Origin of the sequence: Streptomyces violaceusniger Tu 4113, assembly GCF_000147815.2 — a bacterium.
Lineage (GTDB): Bacteria > Actinomycetota > Actinomycetes > Streptomycetales > Streptomycetaceae > Streptomyces > Streptomyces violaceusniger_A.
In genome coordinates, this window is record NC_015957.1 from 322836 (window position 1) to 343645 (window position 20810).

A 20810-nucleotide genomic window follows, 5' to 3' on the forward strand; every position below is an offset into this window, starting at 1 on the left:
CCCGGTCGCGGGGTGCCTGGGGGTACTCGGTTGACCGTGGTTGGCCGAAGGGGCGAGTCTCCGGTGACTAGCGCGCCATCTCCACCAGCCAACCGGGTGATGCCGCAGCGGAGCCTGCGGCCGTCTCCAACTCCCGGTACGCGGTGACCGGGAGCCGGGTGGCATCGGCGCTGCCGGGACATACCAGGAGACGATGGCCGAGGAATGGAGCGGCGATCAGCTCATGCACGGGTGTCCTCCTCCGGAGTGAGGAGAGCCAGGCGGGCCCAGACGGTTTTGCCAATGGGGTTGCGGGCGCGGTGTCCCATCTCCTTGGCAAGCGCGGAGACGAGTTGGAGCCCTCGGCCGTGCTCGTCCTCGTCGCTGGTCTCCATGAGGCGAGGCAATCGGCGGCTGAGGGCGTCGGAGACTTCGACCAGGCACGTGGCGCCTTCGCCGCTGAGGCGGACTTCGAAGCGGTGACCGCTCCTGTGGCCGTGCTGCACGGCATTGGTCGCCAACTCGCTGCAGACCAGGACCGTACGGTCGATGTCTTCTCGTCCGTAGCCCCAGCTCAGCAGGGTTTTGTCGACCAGGCTCCGGACGAGACGGACGCACCTGGGCGTGGAGGTGAACTGCATCGCCCATCGCTGGGCGGTGATCTGCTGTTGGTTGTCGTTGGTCATCGGGAGCATCGCGTCCCCTCGTCGTGGGTGGTTCTAGGGGGCCAGCTCATCGCAGCGGTCGTCACCGAAACAGGCCATGCTGATTACCCAACGTGGGTAGAATCATGGTCGCTTGACCGCCCGGACAGCCCGCTTCCGTGGGACGAGGGAGAGAGGCAAGAGTGCCCGCATCGCAGCCTCAGGGGGCGCTGCTACCAGTCCTGTTGGCCAGCCCTGAGTGGCAGCACGCATGCCAGAAACGCGACTTCACCCGCATTTTCCAGATGGTCAAGCTCAAAGCAGGGATCTATCCCTCGCGCATCACCGCCCTTTGCGGCATGACGCCCAGCAGAGTCGGCGAGGTCATGGCTGGACGTCGTGGCCTGGCCCATATCGACGTAATCGAGAGAGTCGCCGATGGGCTGCGCATCCCCGGCGCGATGCTGGGTCTGGCGCACCGGCCCTGGGAGATCCCCGCGTCGGCTCCGGAGAACGAGCGGAGCCCGGCCCCTGTGTCACGGCTTGCGCACGGGGCAGCGGCTACCGGCTCTGTCGCCGGGGAGAGCCTGGATCACCTACTTCCCCTGGCCGACTCGCAGGTCACTCGCTCCACGCTCGCCGCGCTGCGCTCCTCCGTAGAGGACTACTGGCGTCGGGACGACCAGCACGGTGGCGCGCCCCTGCGGCCTGCGGTCGTCGGCAACCTCACCTACGTCACACAGGTGATGCGGCATGCCGGGGAGGCTCTGGGCCGGGATCTTCGATCCCTCGCCGCAGAGCTGGCCCGCCTCGCGGGCTGGGCCTATTTCGATGCCTGTCAGTACAGCACGGCACGTATCTACTTCAGTCAAGCCCTGGGCCTCTCGCTTGGGCAGGAAGATCGCCTCTTCATGGCCAATGTGCTCTCCTGCATGAGCCTGCAAGCCACCTATGACGGCAATCCAGCAGAGGCCATCGCTCTCGCCTGTAAGGCACAGGACGTCGCCCGGGGGATCGGCGACCAGCCTCTGGTGATGTCCATGCTGCACCTGCGCGAAGCGTTCGCCCATGCCTCTCTTCGCGACGCCTCCGCCTGCCATCAGGCCATCGACCGTTCTCGCGACTTCTTCGAACGTGCACGCGGCCGGACGGACGAGGCACCCTCCTGGGTGCGCTATTTCGACGAGACCAAGCTCATCATCGACAGCGGAATAGCCCTGGCCCGTCTTGGTGAGGCACCACGAGCTGAACCTCTCATCGCCGAGGGGCTGCGCCGTGAAGCGTCCGCACACCAACGCGGACGGGCCCTCCACGCCTTCTGGCTCGCCGGCACCCAACTCGAGCAGGGCAAGCTCGGCGATGCGTGCCACAGTGCCGAACTAGCACTCGATCTGACTGCCGTGATCGACTCACCTCGGGTCGCCGGGCATATCCATGAATTCCACCGCCGTCTGGCTCCATGTGCCCGCGAGGCGCCGGTGATCAGGTTCGAGCAGCGGATGCGAGAGTCACTTGGCTAGCCGGCGCTCCCGGTGGCTTCGTCCAGCAGCAGATACAGCAGGCCGACCAGGCTGCCGCTGCTGACGATCTCGCGGTGGTCGATCATCCTGCGGATCTCCGAGAGGGGGATCCACTCGATCCGGTCCGATTCGTTCCGCTCTGTCGGCGGCCCGATGTAGGTGGCTCCGTCGGCTCGGAAGACATGGTGCTCGGAGTCAGTGATCCCGTTCGCGGGCTGCGCGTACACCAGGGGCTTCATTGCCTCGACCCGCCAGCCGGTCTCTTCCTCGACCTCGCGGGCAGCGGCCTGCTCTGGAGTCTCGCCCGGCTCGACGAGGCCCATGGGCAGTTCCCAGCCCCAGGTGTCGGTGATGAACCGGTGACGCCACATCATCAGGACGCGCTGGTCGTCATCGACGACGGCGGCGACGGCGAGGTGCCGCATGCGTACGACGTGGTGTTCCCAGCGGCGGCCGTCGGGCTGCTGTACGTCGACGAGCCACAGGTTGACCCAAGGGTTGCTGTAGATCTGCCGTTCGCCATGGACGGTCCACCGCATGAGCCCACTCCCCTTCGTCGACGCGATGCCCAGCATTTCACTCCCTGGGGCCGCGCTCTTACGGTGCGTACCAGAGCTGTAAGACATCGCCGCGGCGCCAACGAAGAAGCCCCCTCCGGACGGGCCGGGAGGGGGCTTTGCCCTGGTGAGGGCTGCGGTGGCTGGGGCCGGGGTCGAACCGGCGACCTTCCGCTTTTCAGGCGGACGCTCGTACCAACTGAGCTACCCAGCCGCAGCGGTCCTGACGGGATTTGAACCCGCGGCCTCCACCTTGACAGGGTGGCGAGCACTCCAAACTGCTCCACAGGACCTTGCGTGTACGAGCACGAGTCTCGCACATGTGGGGTGCGGTCCCAACGGAATTTCCCGCTGTGGATTCGCACTCCTTGCGATTTCGAACCGGGGCTTTGATTTTTCTCCGCCGCGTCGTTGTCGCTGGATCAGCGTATCAGACCTCTGACCGTGTCCTGCCCGCTCACCGAGGGGTCAGGACACGGCTGGCGTCGGCCCGGGTCAGGGGCGGCCGCCGCGCTCCAGGGGGATCCGCTCGCCCGCCTCGATCGCGACCGGCAGCCGGTTCTCGGTGGGCGGCAGGGGGCAGGTCGCGAGGTCGGTGTAGGCGCAGGGGAGGTTGGTGGCGCGGTTGAAGTCGAGGGTGACCCGGCCGGCGTCGTCGGGGGCGTCGATCTGGAGGGAGCGGTTCGCGGCGTAGGTGGTCACGCCCGAGGTCGCGTCGGTGAGGAGCACCATCAGGCTGCCGGGCCGCTTGCCGTTGAAGGCGGTGAGCCGGAACGTCCCGCCGTCCGCCAGCTCGAACTCGACCTCGCCGGGCGCGTCGTAGACATGCTCCAGCCCCTCCGCCACGGCGCCCACGGTGATCGCGCGCGGCTCGTCGAAGGGGAGGTAACGGCCACCGCGGACCCAGCGGGGGTCGGGGGCGTAGGCGGGGGTGCGGGTGAAGGCGGTGCGGAGGGGGTTGCCGGGGTGGCGGGGGCGGACGATGTCGTGGCCGCCGCGCTTGGCGATCTCGATCACCGCGTCGCCGTACCCCGCGTACAGGCTGTCCCGCTCGGCGATCGCCCCGAAGACGTACCGTCCGTGCACCGCCGTGCCGTCGATGGTCAGCTCCTCGCCGTCGGCCAGTTCGACGACCACGCCCTCCGGGCCGCTGGACCAGGCCCCGGGGGCGTCCTCGAAGCGGGCCGGCTCCGGGCTCAGCCAGTGCAGGCTGGTGATCGCGAGAAAGCCGTGCGGGTCGGCGAGTGCCTGCTCATGGGCGCGGTGCCACCGCTCCCACTCCTCGGCGAAGCTCATCCGGTCGACGTCCTGGACGGTCATCTGCGCTCCCTCGCGTGCGTGGGGTCTGCGGCGGGTCCGTCGGGTACAACCCCGTGGGGGAGGAAGTCATTCCGGGAGTTCTGGGAGTTGCGGGAGTTCTGGGAGTTGCGGGAGTTCTGGGAGTTGCGGGAGTTCCGGGGGTTTCCGGAGTGCGTGCGCGTATAAAAAAGTCACCGGCAGGTACGTTCTGACCTGCGGTGACTAAAAGAAGGTGGTGCCCCCAACGGGATTCGAACCCGTGCTACCGCCTTGAAAGGGCGGCGTCCTGGGCCACTAGACGATGAGGGCCGATGGCCCACCTGGGCGCCTTGCGGCGCCTTCGGGGACGCGAGAAGCATATGGGATGCCGGTGAGGTTCGCCAAAACGGTTTACGGAGTGGTGGGTGTCGGCGTCGCCCCTGGGCGGTTCTCGGCGGGCAGATGACGGCTGACCTCGGCCTTCGCCAGGCCCAGACCGCCCAGATCGATCTCGTCCCACGCCTGGAGCCGTCGCGTGTCCCGGTCCAGATAGAGGACCGAAGCCTGCACCGTGTCCGGTGTGCCGTCGTCCACCGCCCGCAGCCCGCTGCCGCCCGTCGACCCCTCTGTCATCAGCCGGGTGCCGCCGGGGAGCATCTCTGTACGGCGGTGATGGACATGACCGGTGAGGGCGAGCGGCACCGTGCCGTCGGTCTCCCGGGCGGCGATGGGGTTGTGGGCGAGGGCGATGTCGACCGGGGCGCCGGTGGCCTTACGGTCCCGGACCGCCTCGGCCAGTCGCCGCCCGGCGCTGTGCTCGGCCGCGTCACCGGCGGCCGCGCTGGAACGGTCGGGGGTGAACTGCGGATCGCCGATGCCCGCGATCCGCAGCCCGGCGATGTTGATCACCTCGCCGTTGTCCACCACATGCGCCCCCTTGCGCCGGGCGAGGTAGCGCTGGGTCGAGGCCGAGTCGTGGTTGCCGCGCACCCAGACATAGGGGGCGCCGAGGTCGGAGACGGGGTCGAGGAAGCCGTTCTCGGCGGCGGTGCCGTGGTCCATCGTGTCGCCCGTGTCGATGATCACGCTGACCCTGTACTGCCGCACCAGCGATTCCACGATGTGCCACGCGGCCGGATTGAGATGGACGTCCGAGATGTGCAGCACCCGCATGGTGGTCGGATCGGGCTGATACGCGGGGAGCGTCGAGGTCGCCTCGTAGAGCTGGGTGACATTGGTCACCAGCCGGGCCAACTCCCGCTGATACACGTCGAAATCGCTCACGATGCTGCGCGCGTTGCCGACCACCGAGGGGGCGCTGGAGAGCAGCCCGGAGTAGCGCGGCTCCAGGACGGAATTCGGGTTCCAGGTCGCGTATACGGCGCCCCCGGAGGCGGTCAGCAGCGTGAGCGCGAGCCCCCCGGCGGCCAGCGCCCGGCGCGGACGGCCGTAGACCGCCAGGCCCAGCGCGGTGGCGCCGAAGACGACGGCGACGCAGGAGCGGAACGCGAGGCCGAGGGTGCCGCGGGTGACATCGGTCGCGACCTCGTCCTGCAGGCCGGAGAGCCGCTCGGGGTGGTCGACGAGGGCCTGGGAGCGTATGGGGTCGAGCCGGTCCACATCCACGTCCAGGCGGAGCGGGGCGTGGTGGCTGTCCAGCTCGAGCGCGCCGAGCGGGGCCACATTGATCTTGGTGCCGCCGGTGAGGGACGGCCGCAGCGCCATCCGGGTGTCCATGGGACCCACGGAGATATGGACGCTGCCGACCACCAGCAGTCCGATCCAGGCGCCGAGGACGGTCACGGCGGCCAGCCCGGCGGCGCGGACGAGGGGGCGGGGGCGCGCGGTGGGGTCGAGCGCCGAGGGATCGAACGCCGCGGCGTTGGGGGAGGCGGCGGGGGAGTGCGTCTGCGAGGGGCGGCGGAAGCGGCGGATGGGGGAGACGGCCGCGGTACGTGCGCGCTGAGCGGTGGCACGGAGCAGCCGGAGCGGTTCGCGGGCCATTGCTCCCGTATGCCCGGCCGAACGGGGGCGTATGCCTGGGCGGCGCGGGGGCGGGCCTTGTGCGGGCGGTGCGGTGCGTCGAGTGACCGGGGCGGGTGGCGGCGCGTCTGGTGCCGGGGGAGGTGGCGCTGTGCCTGAATGCCGGGGCGGTGACGGTGCGGCCAGGTGCCCGTGCGACGGCGGCGCGCCAGGTGCCTGTCCTGCGTCCGGCGCGGATGCCTGGCGCGGACCGCTCCTTTTCCGGGCCCGACTGCCTGACAATGGCCTCGTGCTGGAGATGACGCGCGAGGAGTTCGAGGAACTGGTCGCCGAGGCGCTGGACCGGATTCCGCCGGAGCTGACACGCCTCATGGACAACGTCGCCGTGTTCGTGGAGGACGAGCCGTCGGCGGAGGATCCCGAGCTGCTCGGGCTCTACGAGGGGACGCCGCTCACCGACCGGGGTGAGTGGTACGCGGGCGTCCTGCCGGACCGGATCACGGTCTACCGGGGGCCGACGCTGCGGATGAGCGAGACGCGGGAGGACGTCGTCCAGGAGACCGAGGTGACCGTGGTTCATGAGATCGCGCATCACTTCGGGATCGACGACGCCCGGCTGCACGCGCTCGGCTACGGCTGATCCCTGTCTTCTGCCGATCCCTGTCTTCTGCCGATCCCGGCCCGCTGCCGGTATCGGTCTCCGGCCGCCCCCGCCTACGACCGACGCGGGACGCGTGGTCTACGCGATGGGCCCGGGTCCGCGCCGTATGCGTGTCCTGGGCGGGGCGGGGCCAGTTGGGCAGGGCGTCACATCCCTGCCGTCTGGAGGTGTCCCGCGCATGCCTGGATTCCCCGTGCCCGGATCCCCCGCTCCTCGCACCGCCCGTTCCGCCCGTTCCGCCCGGACGTCCCGTTCCCTCCGGACGTCCCCGCCCTCCCGGCGCGCGCCCCGTCCCGCGGCCCGCGGGGCGGCGCTCGCGGCGCTCGTGGCCGTCACGATGGCGCTGGGCGGCTGCATGAGCATCGCCGACGACCCCGAGCGGCCGGACAAACACCGCGGCTCCCACCAGAAGGGTGACGCGGCGGACACGGGCGGCGCCGTGGTGCGGTCGGACGGCAGGGGGCGTGCGTACGAGGACTCCGACCGGGACAAGAAGGATGGGAAGGGGAAGAAGGGCGAGAAGCGGAAGGACGGCGAGGACCGGTCGGCCTCGGCCTCCGCGGCCGACCCCGAGACCGAGCCCTCGGCCCCGCCCGGTAAGCACGGGGCCCCGCACCATGGCCCGGCCCCCACCGCCCTGCCGCAGCCGGGCGGCGCCACCCCGTCCGACGCGCCACCCGTACCCCGGCCGACGAGCCCGCCGCCGAGCGCGCCGGACCCGAAGCCGACCGACGCCGAGCCCCCGACCGCGCCCGCCTCCCCGTCGGCCCAGCCGGCGGGCTGAGCCGCACCGGACGTCGCGGGGCCGGCCCCGCGACGATCCAGACCCGGAAGACCCCCACGACCAGAGGCCCCACGCCCAGAAGATCCCCACCACCCAGGCAGCTCAGAAGTCCCCGAAGATCCAGCAGACGCATCGGACCGGGCCCAAGGTCCCAGCACCACTGTCCACCACCGGCGGAGCCAATTTGCTCTTGAGGGGTGAAGGTGCGTATGGTGGTAGATCGTTTGATCCCATTTGCCCGGCGCCTCGTAAAAGTGCGCCGTGAGGCGCGTTCCTTGCCATCCCGTGGCTGACCGCATAGAGGCGGTCGTTTGCGACAACACGGAGTTTGGGCGCGTGCCGAGACTCCGGAAGGTTTCGCATTTCGCATGTCCGTTTCCACTGATCACGCCGTCATGCCCGCTGTCGACGAGCCGAGCGACCTGACCGTTCCGGCCGAGCCGTTCGAACGGGACGAGCGCGACGAGCAGGCTGAGCCTGCCGACCAGACGGTGTCACCGGCGTCCTCCGAGCAAACCGCCACGGAAGCCCCCGAGACCCCTAAGGCGCCCGACATCACTTTCGCCGACCTCGGCCTCCCCGAACAGATCGTCCGCAAGCTGGCGCAGAACGGCGTGACCACGCCCTTCCCGATCCAGGCGGCGACCATCCCCGACGCCATGGCCGGGAAGGACATCCTCGGCCGCGGCCGTACCGGCTCCGGCAAGACCCTCTCGTTCGGTCTTCCGCTGCTGACCACGCTGGCCGGCGGACACACCGAGAAGAAGCGACCCCGGGGCCTCATCCTGACCCCGACCCGCGAGCTGGCGATGCAGGTGAGCGACGCGCTGCAGCCTTACGGCGACATTCTCGGCCTCAAGCTCAAGGTCGTCTGCGGCGGCACCTCGATGGGCAATCAGATCTACGCGCTGGAGCGCGGTGTCGACATCCTCGTCGCCACCCCGGGCCGGCTGCGCGACATCATCGACCGCGGCGCCGCGACCCTCGACAAGGTCCAGGTCGCCGTCCTCGACGAGGCCGACCAGATGGCCGACATGGGCTTCCTGCCCGAGGTCACCGAGATCCTCGACCTGGTGCCGCAGGGCGGCCAGCGGCTGCTGTTCTCCGCGACGCTGGAGAACGAGATCGACAGCCTGGTCAAGCGCTACCTGGTCGACCCGGTCACCCACGAGGTCGACTCGGCACAGGGCGCGGTCACCACGATGACCCACCACGTGCTCGTCGTGAAGCCGAAGGACAAGGCCCCGGTCACCGCCGCCATCGCGGCGCGCAAGGGCCGCACCATCATCTTCGTACGGACTCAGCTGGGCTGCGACCGCGTCGCCGAGCAGCTGTGCGACGCGGGCGTGCGCGCCGACGCGCTGCACGGCGGCATGACGCAGGGCGCCCGCACCCGCACGCTGGCCGACTTCAAGGACGGGTACGTCAATGTGCTCGTCGCCACGGACGTCGCCGCGCGCGGTATCCACGTCGACGGCATCGACCTGGTGCTGAACGTGGACCCGGCCGGCGACCACAAGGACTATCTGCACCGCTCCGGCCGTACGGCCCGGGCGGGCCAGAGCGGCACCGTCGTCTCGCTGGCCCTGCCGCACCAGCGCCGTCAGATCTTCCGGCTGATGGAGGACGCGGGCGTCGACGCCTCCCGTCACATCGTCGGCGGCGGCGGTGCGTTCGACGAGGACGTGGCCCAGATCACGGGCGCGCGTTCGCTCACCGAGGTGCAGGCGGAGGCGGCCTCGAACGCCGCCAAGCAGGCCGAGCGCGAGGCGCAGGACCTCAGCCGGGAGCTGGAGCGGGTGCAGCGGCGCGCGGTCGAGCTCCGCGAGGAGGCCGACCGGCTGTCCGCGCGGGCTGCGCGCGAGCGCGGCGAGACCGTGGCACCGGCGGAGCCCGCGGCCGAGGCCGGGGCGGAGACGGTGGCCGAGGCCGCTGTGGCGCTGCCGGCGCAGCGTACGGCGGAGCCCGCGACCGTGCCCGCGGTGAAGGCCGCGGACGCCGCCGAGGGTGCGGGTGACGCCGAGGCGCCGCGCCGCTCCTCGTACGACCGTCGGGACAACGACCGGGGTGGCCGTTCCTTCGACCGTCGGGATAGCAACGACCGCGACCGTGGCGGCTTCAACCGGGACCGCCGTGACGACCGTCGTGACGACCGCCGTGACGACCGAGGCGGCTTCAACCGCGACCGTCGGGAAAACGACCGGGGTGGCCGTTCCTTCGACCGTCGGGACAGCAACGACCGCGACCGTGGCGGCTTCAACCGCGACCGCCGTGACGACCGTGGCAACTTCGGACGGCGGGACGACCGTGGCGGCCGTCCGTACGAGCGCCGTGACGACCGTGGCGGCTTCAGCCGCGACCGTCGGGAGAACGACCGTGGCGGCCGTTCCTTCGAGCGCCGCGACCACAACCACCGTGGCGGGGACCGTCCGTTCAACCGCGACCGTCGCGACGACCGCCCGGCCAGCCGTGACGATCACCGGGGCGGCTCCACCGGCGGCCGTTCGTACGAGCGCTCCGGCGGCTCGTCCTTCGACCGGCGCGCCGACAAGCCGCGCTGGAAGCGCAACGGCTGATCGGGCCGTGGAGAGGGCCGTGCAACACCGCGCTGTTGCACGGCCTTTCGCTCCCGGAGGGTATTGGCTCGGGTGTTGGCCACTGGCCGAGCTATGCTGCGGGGGTGCGGGTCATTAGCTCAATTGGCAGAGCAGTGGACTTTTAATCCATTGGTTCAGGGTTCGAGCCCCTGATGACCCACCTCGGAAACCGCAGGCGCCATCGGTGACCTGCGGTTTCGTCATTTCTGAGGGTCCCGTCGCGCGGTCTTCCGCAGCCTGGGAGCGAGGTGTTCACCCTCTCGTCGTACGGAAGATCGAGTCTCACTCGACCGGCGCTTGAGCAGATGCCGAACGGTACTCGACCGCAGAGTCTGAACCTGCTGCGTCTGACCCGCTGCTCGGAAACGCTTAAGGAGACTCCTCGTGCGACTCGCGAAAACGATCCGCGGATTGATCCCCGTCATGGCGCTGGCGGTATCGGCATGGGCGGTTTCCGCTCCGGCGTCCGCCGAAGGGAAGGGAGGCGGAGGAGGGGCGGGCGAGAAGGCGGCCCCGGTGCCCTGCGGGGACGTGGCGGCGCTGATCACCGCGGTGAGCGAGGCCAACAGCTCGCCATTGGGAGGCTCCGTCTCCCTGGCCACGGGGTGTGTGTACACGCTGGGTTCCGCGGCGTACACCGGCCCCAACGGTGCCGACGGACTGCCGCTCATCACCCGTGACGTGACCATCAGTGGGACCCAAGCGACCATCAGACGCAGTGCGTCCGCAGGCGACTTCCGGCTCGCGGAGATCGCGCCCGGTGGAAGCCTTACGGTCAACGGCGTGACCTTCTCGGGCGGCCGGGCGACCTCGGGGGCGGGCACCGACGGCGGTGGCATGTTCGACGCGGGCTCACTGAGGCTCATCAACGCCACGGTCACCGGCAACACCGCGAGCAACATCGGCGGTGGGGTCGAGGTAGCCTCGGGCGGTTCAGCGGTGCTTTCGGCCACGGATGTGACGCACAATTCCGCGGGGGACGGCGGCGGCATCCACGTCAATACGTCGGCCACCCTCAGCGTCTCGGGCGGCAACATTTCCGACAACACCGCGGACAGCTCGGGCGGCGGCGTCAGTAACTTCGGAACGACGCTGCTGGCCGCCGTCACGGTCGCGCGGAACAGGACCACCAACTTCGAGGGCGGCGGCATCGCCACCTCGGCCGGAGATCTCACGATCAACGGCAGCCGGGTCGCCGAGAACACCGCCGGCAGTTTCGGTGGCGGTATCGCCAATATGGGCAGCGCACTGCGCGTGCTGGCCACCACCGTGTCCGGGAATACCGCCACGCTGAACGGCGGTGGGCTGTTCCAGCACGCGGGCACGACACAAATGATCGGCGACACGGTCACCGGTAATACGGCCAATGGCGGCCAGGGCGGAGGCATCTTCACCGACGGCGGCACGATCTCGCTCGCCGCGACCACGGTCTCCGGGAACAACCCGAACCAGTGCGTACCGGCTCTCGCGGGATGCTGAATCGCACCGCTGAACCCGTCACTGAATTCGGCTGAACGCCGCGGCGCCCCCGGAAGTCGCTTCTTCCGGGGGCGCCGCGCGCTCGATCGCGAGATCGGCCGTCAGTGCTTGCAGTCCTTCTTCTTGGCCTTGGCCTTGACCTTGTGGTGCTTCTTGGCCTTGTGCGGGTCGGCCTTGGCCTTGTGCACCTTCTTGGCCTTGTGCTGCTCCTTGGCCTTGTGCTGCTCCTTGGCCTTGTGCTTCTGCTGCTCCTTGTGCACGACCACGACCGGGGCCGGCTCGTTGACGGCGATGTTCGTGCAGTCGGAGCCGATGTTGGTGTCGCCGGCCGGGGCGGCGGCGCCGGTGATGAGGGTGGGGCCGGTGGCCGTGTCGCACTCGTTGGACTGGAAGACCGAACCCACGTTCTGCGCGAAGTTCACGCAGTCCGAGCCGAGGGTGATGTCGCCGGTCGGGGCCGCGGCACCGGTGTTGGTGGTGGCGCCGGTGTGGGTCTCGCAGTGGTTTCGCTGAGCACTGCTGGACTGCGGGAAGAGCCCATGAGCACTCGCGCTACCGGCGCCGCCGACCACCATTGTGCCCGCGGCCGCCGCGGCCATGAGAGCTGCCTTCTTGCCGATCTGCATTGTTCTGGTGCCTCCATATCGGGTCTTCTCCGCGAATATTCCGCAGACACCTCTTGAACGAGATTTCCGCAATGCGGGATCCGGGACCATGCGAAGCATCACCCATCCGCCACAGTAAAGATATGTTCAGCAAAGATATGTTCAACAAAGGTATATTCGGCCGGTGCGGAAGTCGGTGGATTCCTCTTCGCAAAAAATGAACGCGGCCCCGGGGAAATTTCCCCAAGGCCGCGTTCATCTCGAGCGGCTTTTTCCGGAAGCTCGGTGGCGAGCTCCGGTGAGCTCGGTGTTTCAGGAACGCTGACGGTTTCCCTGACCACCGCTCTTGCCGCCGCTCTTCGTGCCGTTCGCGCTCGTGCCCTGACGTCCGTTCTGGGGGTCGGAGCCGGCGACATTGGCACAGTTGGTCTCGGTGGTGACATCGGAGCCGGGGCCGATCGTGATCGGGCCCGTAACGGAGGTGGTGCGACAGTCGTTGGTCTGCTTCGTCACACCACCCGACTTGCTGACGTTGACGCAGTTGGTCCCGTTCTTGATTTCGGATCCGGGAGCCAGCGCGACGGTGATCGGACCGATGACGGAGTGGGTACGGCAGCGGTTCTTCTGCTCCGACACACCCGACTCGGCGGTGTTGACGCAGTCGGTCTGATTGCTGAGCTCGGTCGGGCCGGCCGCCACGGTGATGGTGCCGACTACGGAACTGGTGGTGCAGCGATTGCTCTGCGTCCCGCCGTTGGCGCCTGCCGCGCGGCTGGGACCGGGATCGGCGGCGTCGGCTCCGCCCGCACCGCCGATGAGCAGCGCACCCACGGCGGCCACAAGAAGGGCCGACCTTTTGCGCATGTGCATAAAGAGCCTCCAATCGGGCTTTCGGTGCGGTGTGCTCGGCACCGTCACCGAAAAACCTTTTTCATGGCAGCGGCCCTGGAAGAGAAGCTTCCAGGGCCGCGATTCCCAACGGGGGGATGCCTCATGGTGTTACCGCGGGCGGGAACACCATGAAAGGGTCAGCGACTCAGTGACGCTTGACACTGTCGTCGTCGACGGCAATGTTCGTGCAGTTGGAGCCGATCTTGGTGTCGCCGGTCGGGGCGGCGGCGCCGGTGACCAGCGTGATCCCGGTGGCCGTGTCGCAGTCGTTGGACTGGACGACCGAACCGTGGCTGTTGGTGAAGTTGATGCAGTCCGAGCCGATGTTGATGTCGCCGGTGGGGGCGGCACCGCCGGTGTTGGTGGTCGCACCGGTGGACGTGTCACAGCTGTTGAGCTGCACGATGAAGTCGTCGTTGTTGTTGGCCAGGGCACCGCCGGCACCACCGATGACCAGAGCGCCGGCGGCCGCGGTCAGGAGAATCGCCTTCTTGCCGATGTTCACTTAATTCCTCCGTCTGGGTTGCTCCGCGAATTCACGGACGCATGACACAACGAAGCTCATCAGTTAAGGCTTCGGGCCGCCAGTCAGCTTCACCCGTCCGGCATAGTGCTGTTCTTCCGGGGCGTGTTCTCCGAGAATCCCGCTAAGGGGGACCAATGCAAGGACCATTTGGCCCAGCTCGGCCCGGCATGGCCCGGCGGACACCTGAATCCCTTTAATTGAATGAGGGGAGGCGGCTCCCCGGCGGCTCCCCGGCGACTGCCCGGCGATCCCCCGGCAGAGGGAGCCTGGACGCGCTGGGACCCGGCGCCCACGGTGGCCGACCGACCCACCCTGCCCCGCCCGCCTACTTGTTCGACCGGTCGGACGAGTGATACATCCAAGCCCTACGACGCAGGAGTGAGTGAGGCACAGTCACACCGACAGCTTCGCGGAACCGCAGCGCGGCGCGTGTTCACGCCGCTACGCTAAGTGCGCGAGGTGGTCGCCCGGGGGGCGCGGCGAATCAACGCCGGGAGGCGGGAGGAGAGGCATGGGGCACTCACGAGCGGACGGGACCCCGGCCGAGCTGATGGACGGGCTGCTGGCCCGTGCGCAGAACGGCTTCGAGATCGGCGAGGCGGTGCTGGACCAGGCGCGGAGCGCCCTGATGCACCAGTCCGAGCTGCGGTCCTGCCGACAGTGCAATGAGCGGTGCGGCCAGCTTGGCTACAGCACCTACCGGCATGTCTTCCTGCTCCCCGACGGCAGCAGCCTGCTGCTGTGGGAACTGGAGCACAACACCGGCGAGGGCGGTCGCCCGCTGTACGAGCTCTACGCGGACGAGGAAGCCCTGACGCTGGCCGAGCGCCGCGTCCATGATCGCCTCGGCGGCGCCCGCTGGGAGGAGCTCGACGGGTTACCGCTGTGGCTGCCGGACCAGTTGCTGCACACGGCCGAGCCCCTGGAGAGCTCCCGTGCGTATGTGGCCGACAATTCGGCCGACCATGCCCGTCGTGTCCTGCGCCGCGCGGAGAACCCCGACCGCCCGGGCGAGGAGACCGAGCGGCTGCTGACGACCGCGTTCGCCCATGACATCGCCCTCGCGCCCAAGCCCCGGCGCCGCTCCGGCGGCCCCGACGCGACCTGGTGCCGCTTCTATGAGCACGCCTTCCTGCTCGCGGGAGGGGACGAGGTCGTGCTGTGGGAGCTGGAGCACAATCTCACCCGGGACGGACGGCTGGTGTGCGAGGTGTACCTCGACGAGGTCTCGGCGGAGCTGGCGGCGGACCGTCACGCCCGCGCGCTCGGCGTCGACCTCTGACGCGTTGGTGCCGCTGACGCACTCGTCACCTCTGAAGCATCCGTAATCTCTGGCGTATCCGAACCTCTGATGCGCCCGTAGCCGCTGACGCTCTCGTGGCCTCTGACGGGCCCGCAGCGCGCCCGCCGCGTAACCTCTGACGCCCTCTGACGCCCTCGTGGCTCTGACGCGCCCACAGCCCCTGACGCGCCGGCACGTGCCCGCTACGTGTCCGCAGCGCCCCCTCGCGTGCCCGCGGTGCCCCCGTCGCGCGCCCGTCCTGTGCCCGCAGCGCACGCACGGGAGCCGGGCCCGCTCACGGCGTCCGTCCAGCACCCGCTTGGCCGACACCGATTCGCCTGGCAGCCCGTCAGCCGGAAGCCTGGTGACGAAGGTGACCAGGGTGGCGACGGCGACGCTGTGACGACGGCGACGCTGTGACGGCGACGGGACGCGGACCAGGGAAGCGAGAGAAGCCGGTGCGGGTGCGAGGGAGCAGGGCTCGTACGGGCGCCCGTACGGAGTGGCGTACGGCCTGGCCCCGGCTGAGCCGCCCGCACGCCCACCGCCGCCACACCCGTCTGCACACGCTCATCGACACCGGCGCCGCGGCCGGTGGCGCCTCCGCCGACGGGTTCACCGGGCCCACCGCGGGACCTGGCCCGGCCGAGGATGAGGGCAAGGGGCCGCCGGGCCGCCGGGTGGCCCGCTGGGTTCCCGTCATCCTCCTCCTCGGCGGCGTCAGCTTCGACCTGGCCACCCCGTCCGGCTACACCGCCTCGCCCTTCTTCGCCGCCGCCCCCTTGGCCGCCGCGGCGCTCTTACCGCTGCGCCAGACCCTCATCATGGCCGTCACCGCCGTCCTCACGACCTGCCTGCTGGCGGAGCTGCATGGTGTGAGGGACCCGACCCAGGCGGCCACCGAGATCGTCACGGTTGCCACCGTGACCGTGCTGGCGGTGGCGATCAACCGTGTCGTACGCCGCAGCTACCACCGGCTCGCCTCGGCGCGCGGTGTCGCGGAGGCGGCCCAGCGCGCCGTCCTGCCCGCGCCGCCCGCCCGTCTCGCCGGGCTGGAGATCGCCGCGCGGTATGTACCGGCGGAGAAGTACGCGGCGATCGGCGGTGACCTGTACGCGGTCCAGGACACCCCGCACGGCGTACGGCTCATCGTCGGGGACGTACGCGGCAAGGGGCTGCAGGCCGTGGAGGTCGTGGCGATCCTCCTCGGCTGTTTCCGGGAGGCGGCGGAGCAGGAGACGACCCTGGAGGCGCTCGTGGGCCGCCTGGAGCGGGCGCTGCGGCGTGAGGGCGCCCGGCGGGCCGACCTGGAGGTGTTCGAGGGGTTCACGACGGCGGTGGTGGCCGAAATTCCGCGCGGCGACTCCATCCTGCGGCTGATCAACCGCGGCCATCCGGCGCCGCTGCTCATCGCGGAGGACGGCGCGGTGCGCGCCCTGGAGCCGGAGGCGTCGGCGCTGCCGCTGGGGATGGGGGAGTTGGCCGGGTGGCCGGACCGCGTGATGGAGCTGGGGTTCGAGGAGGGGGAGACGCTGCTGCTGTTCACGGACGGGGTGACGGAGGCCCGGGACCGCGACGGCGAGTTCTACGACCCGGAGAAGCAGCTACGCGGCCGCCGCTTCGCCGATCCGCAGGAGCTGCTGGACGTGTTGGTGGCCGATGTCGAGCGCCATACGGGCGGCGAGACGTCGGACGACATGGCGCTGCTGGCGGTCCGCCGGACCCCGGCCCGCGGGATCGGACGAGGGAACGGGCAGGGCAATGGGGGCAATGGTCAGGGGGACGACAGGGGCAACGGGCTCGACGACGGTGGTGCGAACCGCGGCGGCCATACGAAGGACAGCGGAGCCCCACACCGTCCGTAGCCGACCGGGCCCTTACCGTGCGTAGTCGACCGAGCCCCCTCCGCATAACAATTGCTGCACGATCGGTCTGCACGCGTTTTTGCGAACCTTTGGCCAGTGCGTCGACTCGCCCCCATCTGTCCCCTCTTGAGCGCTAAGTTCATGCCAAAGGTGCGCGGATTCCTCAGAACAGCTTGGAATCACATCGTGCTCTCTATTAACGTTCGATAACGCAGCGCGGTCGTCACAACCGTCGCAAGGGCGGCACCGTGCGCCGTCGCCGAATCCCGTACGCACACCGGCAGTACCGCACCACCAGCAGCACCAAGGGAACCGGGGAACCAACACCTTGGGGTGAATCGGGTCGAACCTGACCCGTAGGAGACCTTCCTGCTCCGAACCCGTCAGCTAACCCGGTAGGCGAGAAGGAAGGAAAGGAGTGCGCCTCCGTGGCGTCCAACAGGTCTGCCCTGGACGAAGCCCCGTATCGCACACGGGGAGGCGGTTTGGGGACCGCCACCGCCTACGGCCCCGGCTTTGACGCCGGCGGCGGGATGAGCTCCGGGGACGGCCACTTCGCCCCCGACGATCGGTACCTGGACGCGGATGGGCACGCGTTCGAGGGCCCGGGTGCCGGATTCGAGACCGAGCCCTGGGAGGAGTGGAACCCCACCGAGGAGTCCATCGCTCCCGTACGCGGCCGGCACCGCGTGGCCAAGCAGCGCGGCGGGACCATGGCGCGCAGCGGCGCCGTCCTCGGGGTCGGCGTGATCGCGGCGGTCGGTGCGGGCGGTATGGCCAGCGCCAAGGACCGTCCCAAGCCGCCCATTTCCATGCCTGATCTCGGCCAGGTCGCCGATGAGGTCAAAGCCAGCCTGCCCGCCGCCAAGGACCTGCCCGGCATCGGCTCCTGGACGTCGGACGACAGCAGTGGCCCGCAGACGGCCGCCGCCCCCCTCTCCCAGGCCGGCCTGACCAGCGAGGACGAGCAGCGCGGCACCACCGACGCGGGCGAGGCGCTCCGCGCCCGCATCCTCCAGCAGGCCGAGAACCAGCAGAACTCGGCGGACGAGGACAGCCGCACCGCCGCGGCGAAGGCCGCCGCGGCGAAGGCGTCCGACCAGGCCGCGGAGGTGGCCGCCCAGCGGAAGGCCAAGGCCGAGGCGGAGAAGAAGGCCGCCGAGCAGCGGGCGAAGGAGGCGGCCGAGAAGAAGGCCGCGGCCGAGCGCCAGGCCAGGCTCGCCGCCGCGTACACCCTCCCCGTCGGCTCGTACACCCTGACGGCGAGCTTCGGCCAGGCGGGCGACATCTGGTCGGCCGATCACACCGGCCAGGACTTCGCCGCCCCGACCGGCACCCCGGCCAAGGCGGTGCACGGCGGCACCATCACCCAGGCGGGCTGGGCCGGTTCGTACGGCTACCGCATCGTGCTGACCCTCAGCGACGGCACCGAGATCTGGTACTGCCACCTGTCCTCGATGGTCGTCACCTCGGGCAAGGTGACGGCGGGCGACGTGATCGGCCGCGTCGGCGCCACCGGCAATGTCACCGGCCCGCACCTCCACCTCGAGGTCCGGCCGGGCGGCGGCTCGCCGATCGACCCGATGCCCTGGCTGCGCCAGCACGGGATGAATCCCTGATACTCCGGCGGCTCTGGCGCTCTCTCCCCCCTTGACGCCAGGGCCGCCGGTTTACGCCCCGACGGGGCCGCCCCTCAGGAACACCCCCTCAGGAACACCCCCCCCCGGAACAACCCCCTCAGGAACAACCCCGCCCAGCCGCCCGTTGTAAAAACGTATGGCTGACAACACACAGAAGATCGGCGATCTGTCCGTTTTCCCGTTCTCTCTCGGCGGGAACGTCTTCGGCTGGACCGCCGACGAGGCCGAGTCCTTCCGCGTACTCGACGCCTTCGTGGCGGCGGGCGGCAATTTCATCGACACCGCCGACGTCTACTCCGCGTGGGTGCCGGGCAACGAGGGCGGCGAGTCCGAGACCATCCTCGGCAACTGGTTCGCCTCCCGGGGCAACCGCTCCGACGTCGTCCTCGCCACCAAGGTGGGCGGCGGTTCCCCGGAGCCGCGCGGTCTGACCTCGTCCGCCATCAAATCGGGCGTCGAGGAATCCCTCCAGCGGCTGCGCACCGACTACATCGACCTCTACTACACCCACTACGACGATCCGTCGGTGCCGGTGGAGGAGATCATCAGCACCCTGGACGAGCTGGTCGGAGAGGGCAAGATCCGCGAGATCGCCGCGTCCAACGTCAGTGCGGAGCGCCTGGAGGCCCTGCTGACCTTCTCCACCCAGGAGAGCCTGGCCCGCTACGTCGCCCTCCAGCCGCACTACAACCTGGTCTCCCGCGACACCTTCGAGGGCGAGCTGGCCGACGTCGCCGCCCGCCACCACCTGGCGACCATCCCGTACTACTCCCTGGCGTCCGGCTTCCTGACCGGCAAGTACCGCCCGGGCACGGCGATCGACAGCCCCCGCTCCTCGGGCGCGGCCCAGCACCTGGAGACCGAGCGCGGCCAGAAGGTCCTCGCCGCTCTGGACGACGTCGCCGCCAACCACGCCACCGAGCCCACCACGGTCGCCCTCGCCTGGCTCCTCGCCCAGCCCACCGTCGCGGCCCCCCTCGCCAGCGCCCGCTCCGTCGACCAGCTCCCGCCCCTGCTGGCATCGGTCGACCTCAAGCTGACCCAGCCGGAACTGGACCTGCTGACCTCGGCGTCGGACTGAGCGCCGGCCGACCAAACAAAACCCCAACGAGGGCGGGCACCCCAAAGACCAACTCAGCCCGCCCTCGTCAGTCCTCCATATACGCCGACGAACCCCTACCGCCGATCGGCAAGAACCCAGGACGCGAGAGCAACCCCACCCGCGACAGCAAAGACGGACGGCCAGGCCCCGATCTTCTTCGCGAGCGGATGCGACCCGGCGAAGGCGGCCACATACGCCCTACTGAGCGCGGCCGCTGTCCCGTTCCCCGCCTTCTCCCGCCACCCCTGAGTGGCCACGACCCCGGCAGCAGCCAACGCGACCCCACCCAATGGCCGCTTCTTGGTCCACCGAGCCACCCCATACCCCCCAACCAACCCACCCGCCGCCACAACCCCCGCCGACACTCCAGCCATCCCACTACCTCCCACTCCAAGGGGCTCCTCACCCTCGACCCTACGAAGGTAGACGCCGAGAATGGATGTCGCGGCCAAGGGTGGTAGGCAGGCCCGCCTCGCTCCTGTGGGGGCATCAGTTCGGCAGAGGATCTTTGCTCTAAAATCCTGGCTAGCCGTTTACATGACCCTTAGACCGGTGGGTCCCTCCGTGAGTGGCTGTTCTCTGGAAGGAAGTAGGCATGGCGGCACCGGATTGGCTTCGCGAACTCCTCGCTTGGAAGAGCTCAGCCAACCAAAAGGTGATCGATGTCTGTGATGAGCCCTGGGCTCCAAACATCTCGGACGTAGACAACAAAACCAGCCTGCACATCGCAAAATCCGTGCTCGATGACCTGGGAGTTAGTCGCAAGGTTTCTGCGAACTCATCCGATGCCAAGGAGGAAAGCAGGGGAACCGCACTCGAAAACGCCGTTAATGATCAACTTGTCTCTGAGCTGCCCAGCCTTGAGCCGAATAGGGCCTGGGCAGTAGGGCGCGGGAAAGACGTCAGGAACTTTCAGCAGTATAAGCACCTTGACGGGCTGCGCACGCTTCTTGCTGAGAACCCGAGCCTGCGTGTGGCACTCGGAACTGACTATCAAATTGCTCCCGATGTGACCGTGGCACTCGACGTACCTGGTCATCCGCTCCACGCGGTGGTCTCCTGTAAATGGACACTGCGGTCAGACCGCGCGCAGAACGTCCGGCACGAGTTCAACCTTCTAGTGCGGTCCCGCCGGGGGCGGACGCCACACTTGGTCGCAGTTACAACAGAGCCACTACCGAGTCGCCTGGCTTCGCTAACGCGTGGGACTGGCGAGATAGACGCCGTCTACCACCTCGCCTTCGAAGAGACGCAGGCTGCGGTCCAGGCATGGGGAACAGTCCAGCACAAGAAGAGCGAGCCCACTCAACTTGAACTGTGGCGGGAGATGACTGAACAGAACCGGCTGAAGGACTACAACGACTTGGCTGGAGATCTTGCGCGACTGTGACGAGTGCTCGCTGACGCTCCCGGAATT

Annotated in this window: 19 protein-coding genes, 4 tRNA genes and 1 riboswitch; of the genes, 11 read left to right on the plus strand and 12 right to left on the minus strand. The window is 69.2% G+C overall.

Annotated elements, in window-relative coordinates:
* Positions 1 to 67: 67 nt before the first annotated feature.
* A complete protein-coding gene (locus STRVI_RS52450) occupies positions 68 to 229 on the minus strand; it encodes a hypothetical protein (protein WP_167543191.1) in 162 nt (53 codons plus the stop codon).
* A complete protein-coding gene (locus STRVI_RS01480; RefSeq protein WP_251982538.1) occupies positions 222 to 665 on the minus strand; it encodes an ATP-binding protein in 444 nt (147 codons plus the stop codon). Before STRVI_RS01480 ends, STRVI_RS52450 begins: the two co-directional genes overlap by 8 nt.
* A 161-nt stretch (positions 666 to 826) precedes the next feature.
* Between STRVI_RS01480 and STRVI_RS01485 the strand changes: the two genes are divergently transcribed.
* Entirely contained in the window at positions 827 to 2143 is a 1317-nt protein-coding gene (locus STRVI_RS01485) for a hypothetical protein (RefSeq protein WP_014053845.1), read from the plus strand.
* Here the strand turns inward: STRVI_RS01485 and STRVI_RS01490 are convergent.
* The 6 genes from STRVI_RS01490 to STRVI_RS01515 all read right to left on the minus strand — a co-directional run bounded on the left by STRVI_RS01490 (position 2140) and on the right by STRVI_RS01515 (position 5982).
* A complete protein-coding gene (locus tag STRVI_RS01490; RefSeq protein WP_043237654.1) occupies positions 2140 to 2682 on the minus strand; it encodes an NUDIX hydrolase in 543 nt (180 codons plus the stop codon). The genes STRVI_RS01485 and STRVI_RS01490 overlap by 4 nt on opposite strands.
* 158 nt (positions 2683 to 2840) lie before the next feature.
* Positions 2841 to 2914 (minus strand) — tRNA-Phe (locus STRVI_RS01495).
* Positions 2915 to 2918: 4 nt separating this feature from the next.
* Positions 2919 to 2993 (minus strand) — tRNA-Asp (locus STRVI_RS01500).
* Positions 2994 to 3195: 202 nt separating this feature from the next.
* The gene (locus STRVI_RS01505) at positions 3196 to 4020 is read right to left on the minus strand and encodes a DUF1684 domain-containing protein (RefSeq protein WP_014053847.1); all 825 of its coding nucleotides are present in this window, start codon (positions 4018 to 4020) and stop codon (positions 3196 to 3198) included.
* Positions 4021 to 4232: 212 nt separating this feature from the next.
* A tRNA-Glu gene (locus tag STRVI_RS01510) sits at positions 4233 to 4308 on the minus strand.
* An 81-nt stretch (positions 4309 to 4389) separates the two neighbouring features.
* Positions 4390 to 5982, minus strand: coding sequence for a metallophosphoesterase family protein (locus tag STRVI_RS01515; RefSeq protein WP_014053848.1), 1593 nt, complete (start codon positions 5980 to 5982; stop codon positions 4390 to 4392).
* A 268-nt stretch (positions 5983 to 6250) separates the two neighbouring features.
* Here STRVI_RS01515 and STRVI_RS01520 point away from each other — a divergent pair, with 268 nt between their 5' ends.
* The 5 genes from STRVI_RS01520 (at position 6251) to STRVI_RS01540 (ending at position 11482) form a co-directional block, all read left to right on the plus strand.
* Positions 6251 to 6601, plus strand: coding sequence for a metallopeptidase family protein (locus STRVI_RS01520; RefSeq protein WP_043235238.1), 351 nt, complete (start codon positions 6251 to 6253; stop codon positions 6599 to 6601).
* Between the two features lie 199 nt (positions 6602 to 6800).
* Complete coding sequence (locus STRVI_RS01525) at positions 6801 to 7406, plus strand: hypothetical protein (RefSeq protein WP_014053850.1); 606 nt, start codon at positions 6801 to 6803, stop codon at positions 7404 to 7406.
* Between the two features lie 368 nt (positions 7407 to 7774).
* Positions 7775 to 9982, plus strand: coding sequence for a DEAD/DEAH box helicase (locus tag STRVI_RS01530; protein ID WP_014053851.1), 2208 nt, complete (start codon positions 7775 to 7777; stop codon positions 9980 to 9982).
* Positions 9983 to 10090: 108 nt separating this feature from the next.
* Positions 10091 to 10163: transfer RNA gene (locus tag STRVI_RS01535), tRNA-Lys, on the plus strand.
* A 224-nt stretch (positions 10164 to 10387) separates the two neighbouring features.
* Positions 10388 to 11482: a right-handed parallel beta-helix repeat-containing protein gene (locus tag STRVI_RS01540; RefSeq protein WP_014053852.1), complete on the plus strand. Its 1095-nt coding sequence runs from the start codon at positions 10388 to 10390 to the stop codon at positions 11480 to 11482.
* 101 nt (positions 11483 to 11583) lie between these two features.
* Here STRVI_RS01540 and STRVI_RS01545 read toward each other — a convergent pair whose 3' ends face one another.
* The 3 genes from STRVI_RS01545 to STRVI_RS01555 form a co-directional block, all read right to left on the minus strand.
* The gene (locus STRVI_RS01545) at positions 11584 to 12108 is read right to left on the minus strand and encodes a hypothetical protein (RefSeq protein ID WP_014053853.1); all 525 of its coding nucleotides are present in this window, start codon (positions 12106 to 12108) and stop codon (positions 11584 to 11586) included.
* A gap of 291 nt (positions 12109 to 12399) precedes the next feature.
* Entirely contained in the window at positions 12400 to 13005 is a 606-nt protein-coding gene (locus tag STRVI_RS01550) for a hypothetical protein (protein ID WP_208949117.1), read from the minus strand.
* A gap of 118 nt (positions 13006 to 13123) precedes the next feature.
* A complete protein-coding gene (locus tag STRVI_RS01555) occupies positions 13124 to 13483 on the minus strand; it encodes a hypothetical protein (protein WP_014053855.1) in 360 nt (119 codons plus the stop codon).
* 532 nt (positions 13484 to 14015) lie between these two features.
* On the opposite strand from STRVI_RS01555, the gene STRVI_RS01560 reads away from it, so the two are divergent.
* From STRVI_RS01560 to STRVI_RS01575, 4 genes are all read left to right on the plus strand, one after another.
* Positions 14016 to 14786, plus strand: a complete 771-nt coding sequence (locus STRVI_RS01560) for a DUF6227 family protein (protein WP_014053856.1) — start codon at positions 14016 to 14018, stop codon at positions 14784 to 14786.
* 458 nt (positions 14787 to 15244) lie between these two features.
* Complete coding sequence (locus STRVI_RS01565; protein ID WP_014053857.1) at positions 15245 to 16651, plus strand: PP2C family protein-serine/threonine phosphatase; 1407 nt, start codon at positions 15245 to 15247, stop codon at positions 16649 to 16651.
* Between the two features lie 282 nt (positions 16652 to 16933).
* Positions 16934 to 17068: riboswitch (cyclic di-AMP (ydaO/yuaA leader) on the plus strand.
* 11 nt (positions 17069 to 17079) lie between these two features.
* Positions 17080 to 18270 (plus strand): M23 family metallopeptidase, encoded by a 1191-nt coding sequence (locus STRVI_RS01570; protein ID WP_014053858.1) that lies wholly within the window; start codon positions 17080 to 17082, stop codon positions 18268 to 18270.
* A 157-nt stretch (positions 18271 to 18427) separates the two neighbouring features.
* Positions 18428 to 19372, plus strand: a complete 945-nt coding sequence (locus tag STRVI_RS01575) for an aldo/keto reductase (protein WP_014053859.1) — start codon at positions 18428 to 18430, stop codon at positions 19370 to 19372.
* Between the two features lie 95 nt (positions 19373 to 19467).
* Here the strand turns inward: STRVI_RS01575 and STRVI_RS53975 are convergent, their stop codons facing one another.
* A complete protein-coding gene (locus tag STRVI_RS53975) occupies positions 19468 to 19767 on the minus strand; it encodes a hypothetical protein (RefSeq protein ID WP_014053860.1) in 300 nt (99 codons plus the stop codon).
* Between the two features lie 221 nt (positions 19768 to 19988).
* On the opposite strand from STRVI_RS53975, the gene STRVI_RS53980 reads away from it, so the two are divergent.
* Positions 19989 to 20783: an NgoMIV family type II restriction endonuclease gene (locus tag STRVI_RS53980; protein WP_014053861.1), complete on the plus strand. Its 795-nt coding sequence runs from the start codon at positions 19989 to 19991 to the stop codon at positions 20781 to 20783.
* Positions 20784 to 20810 lie beyond the last annotated feature (27 nt).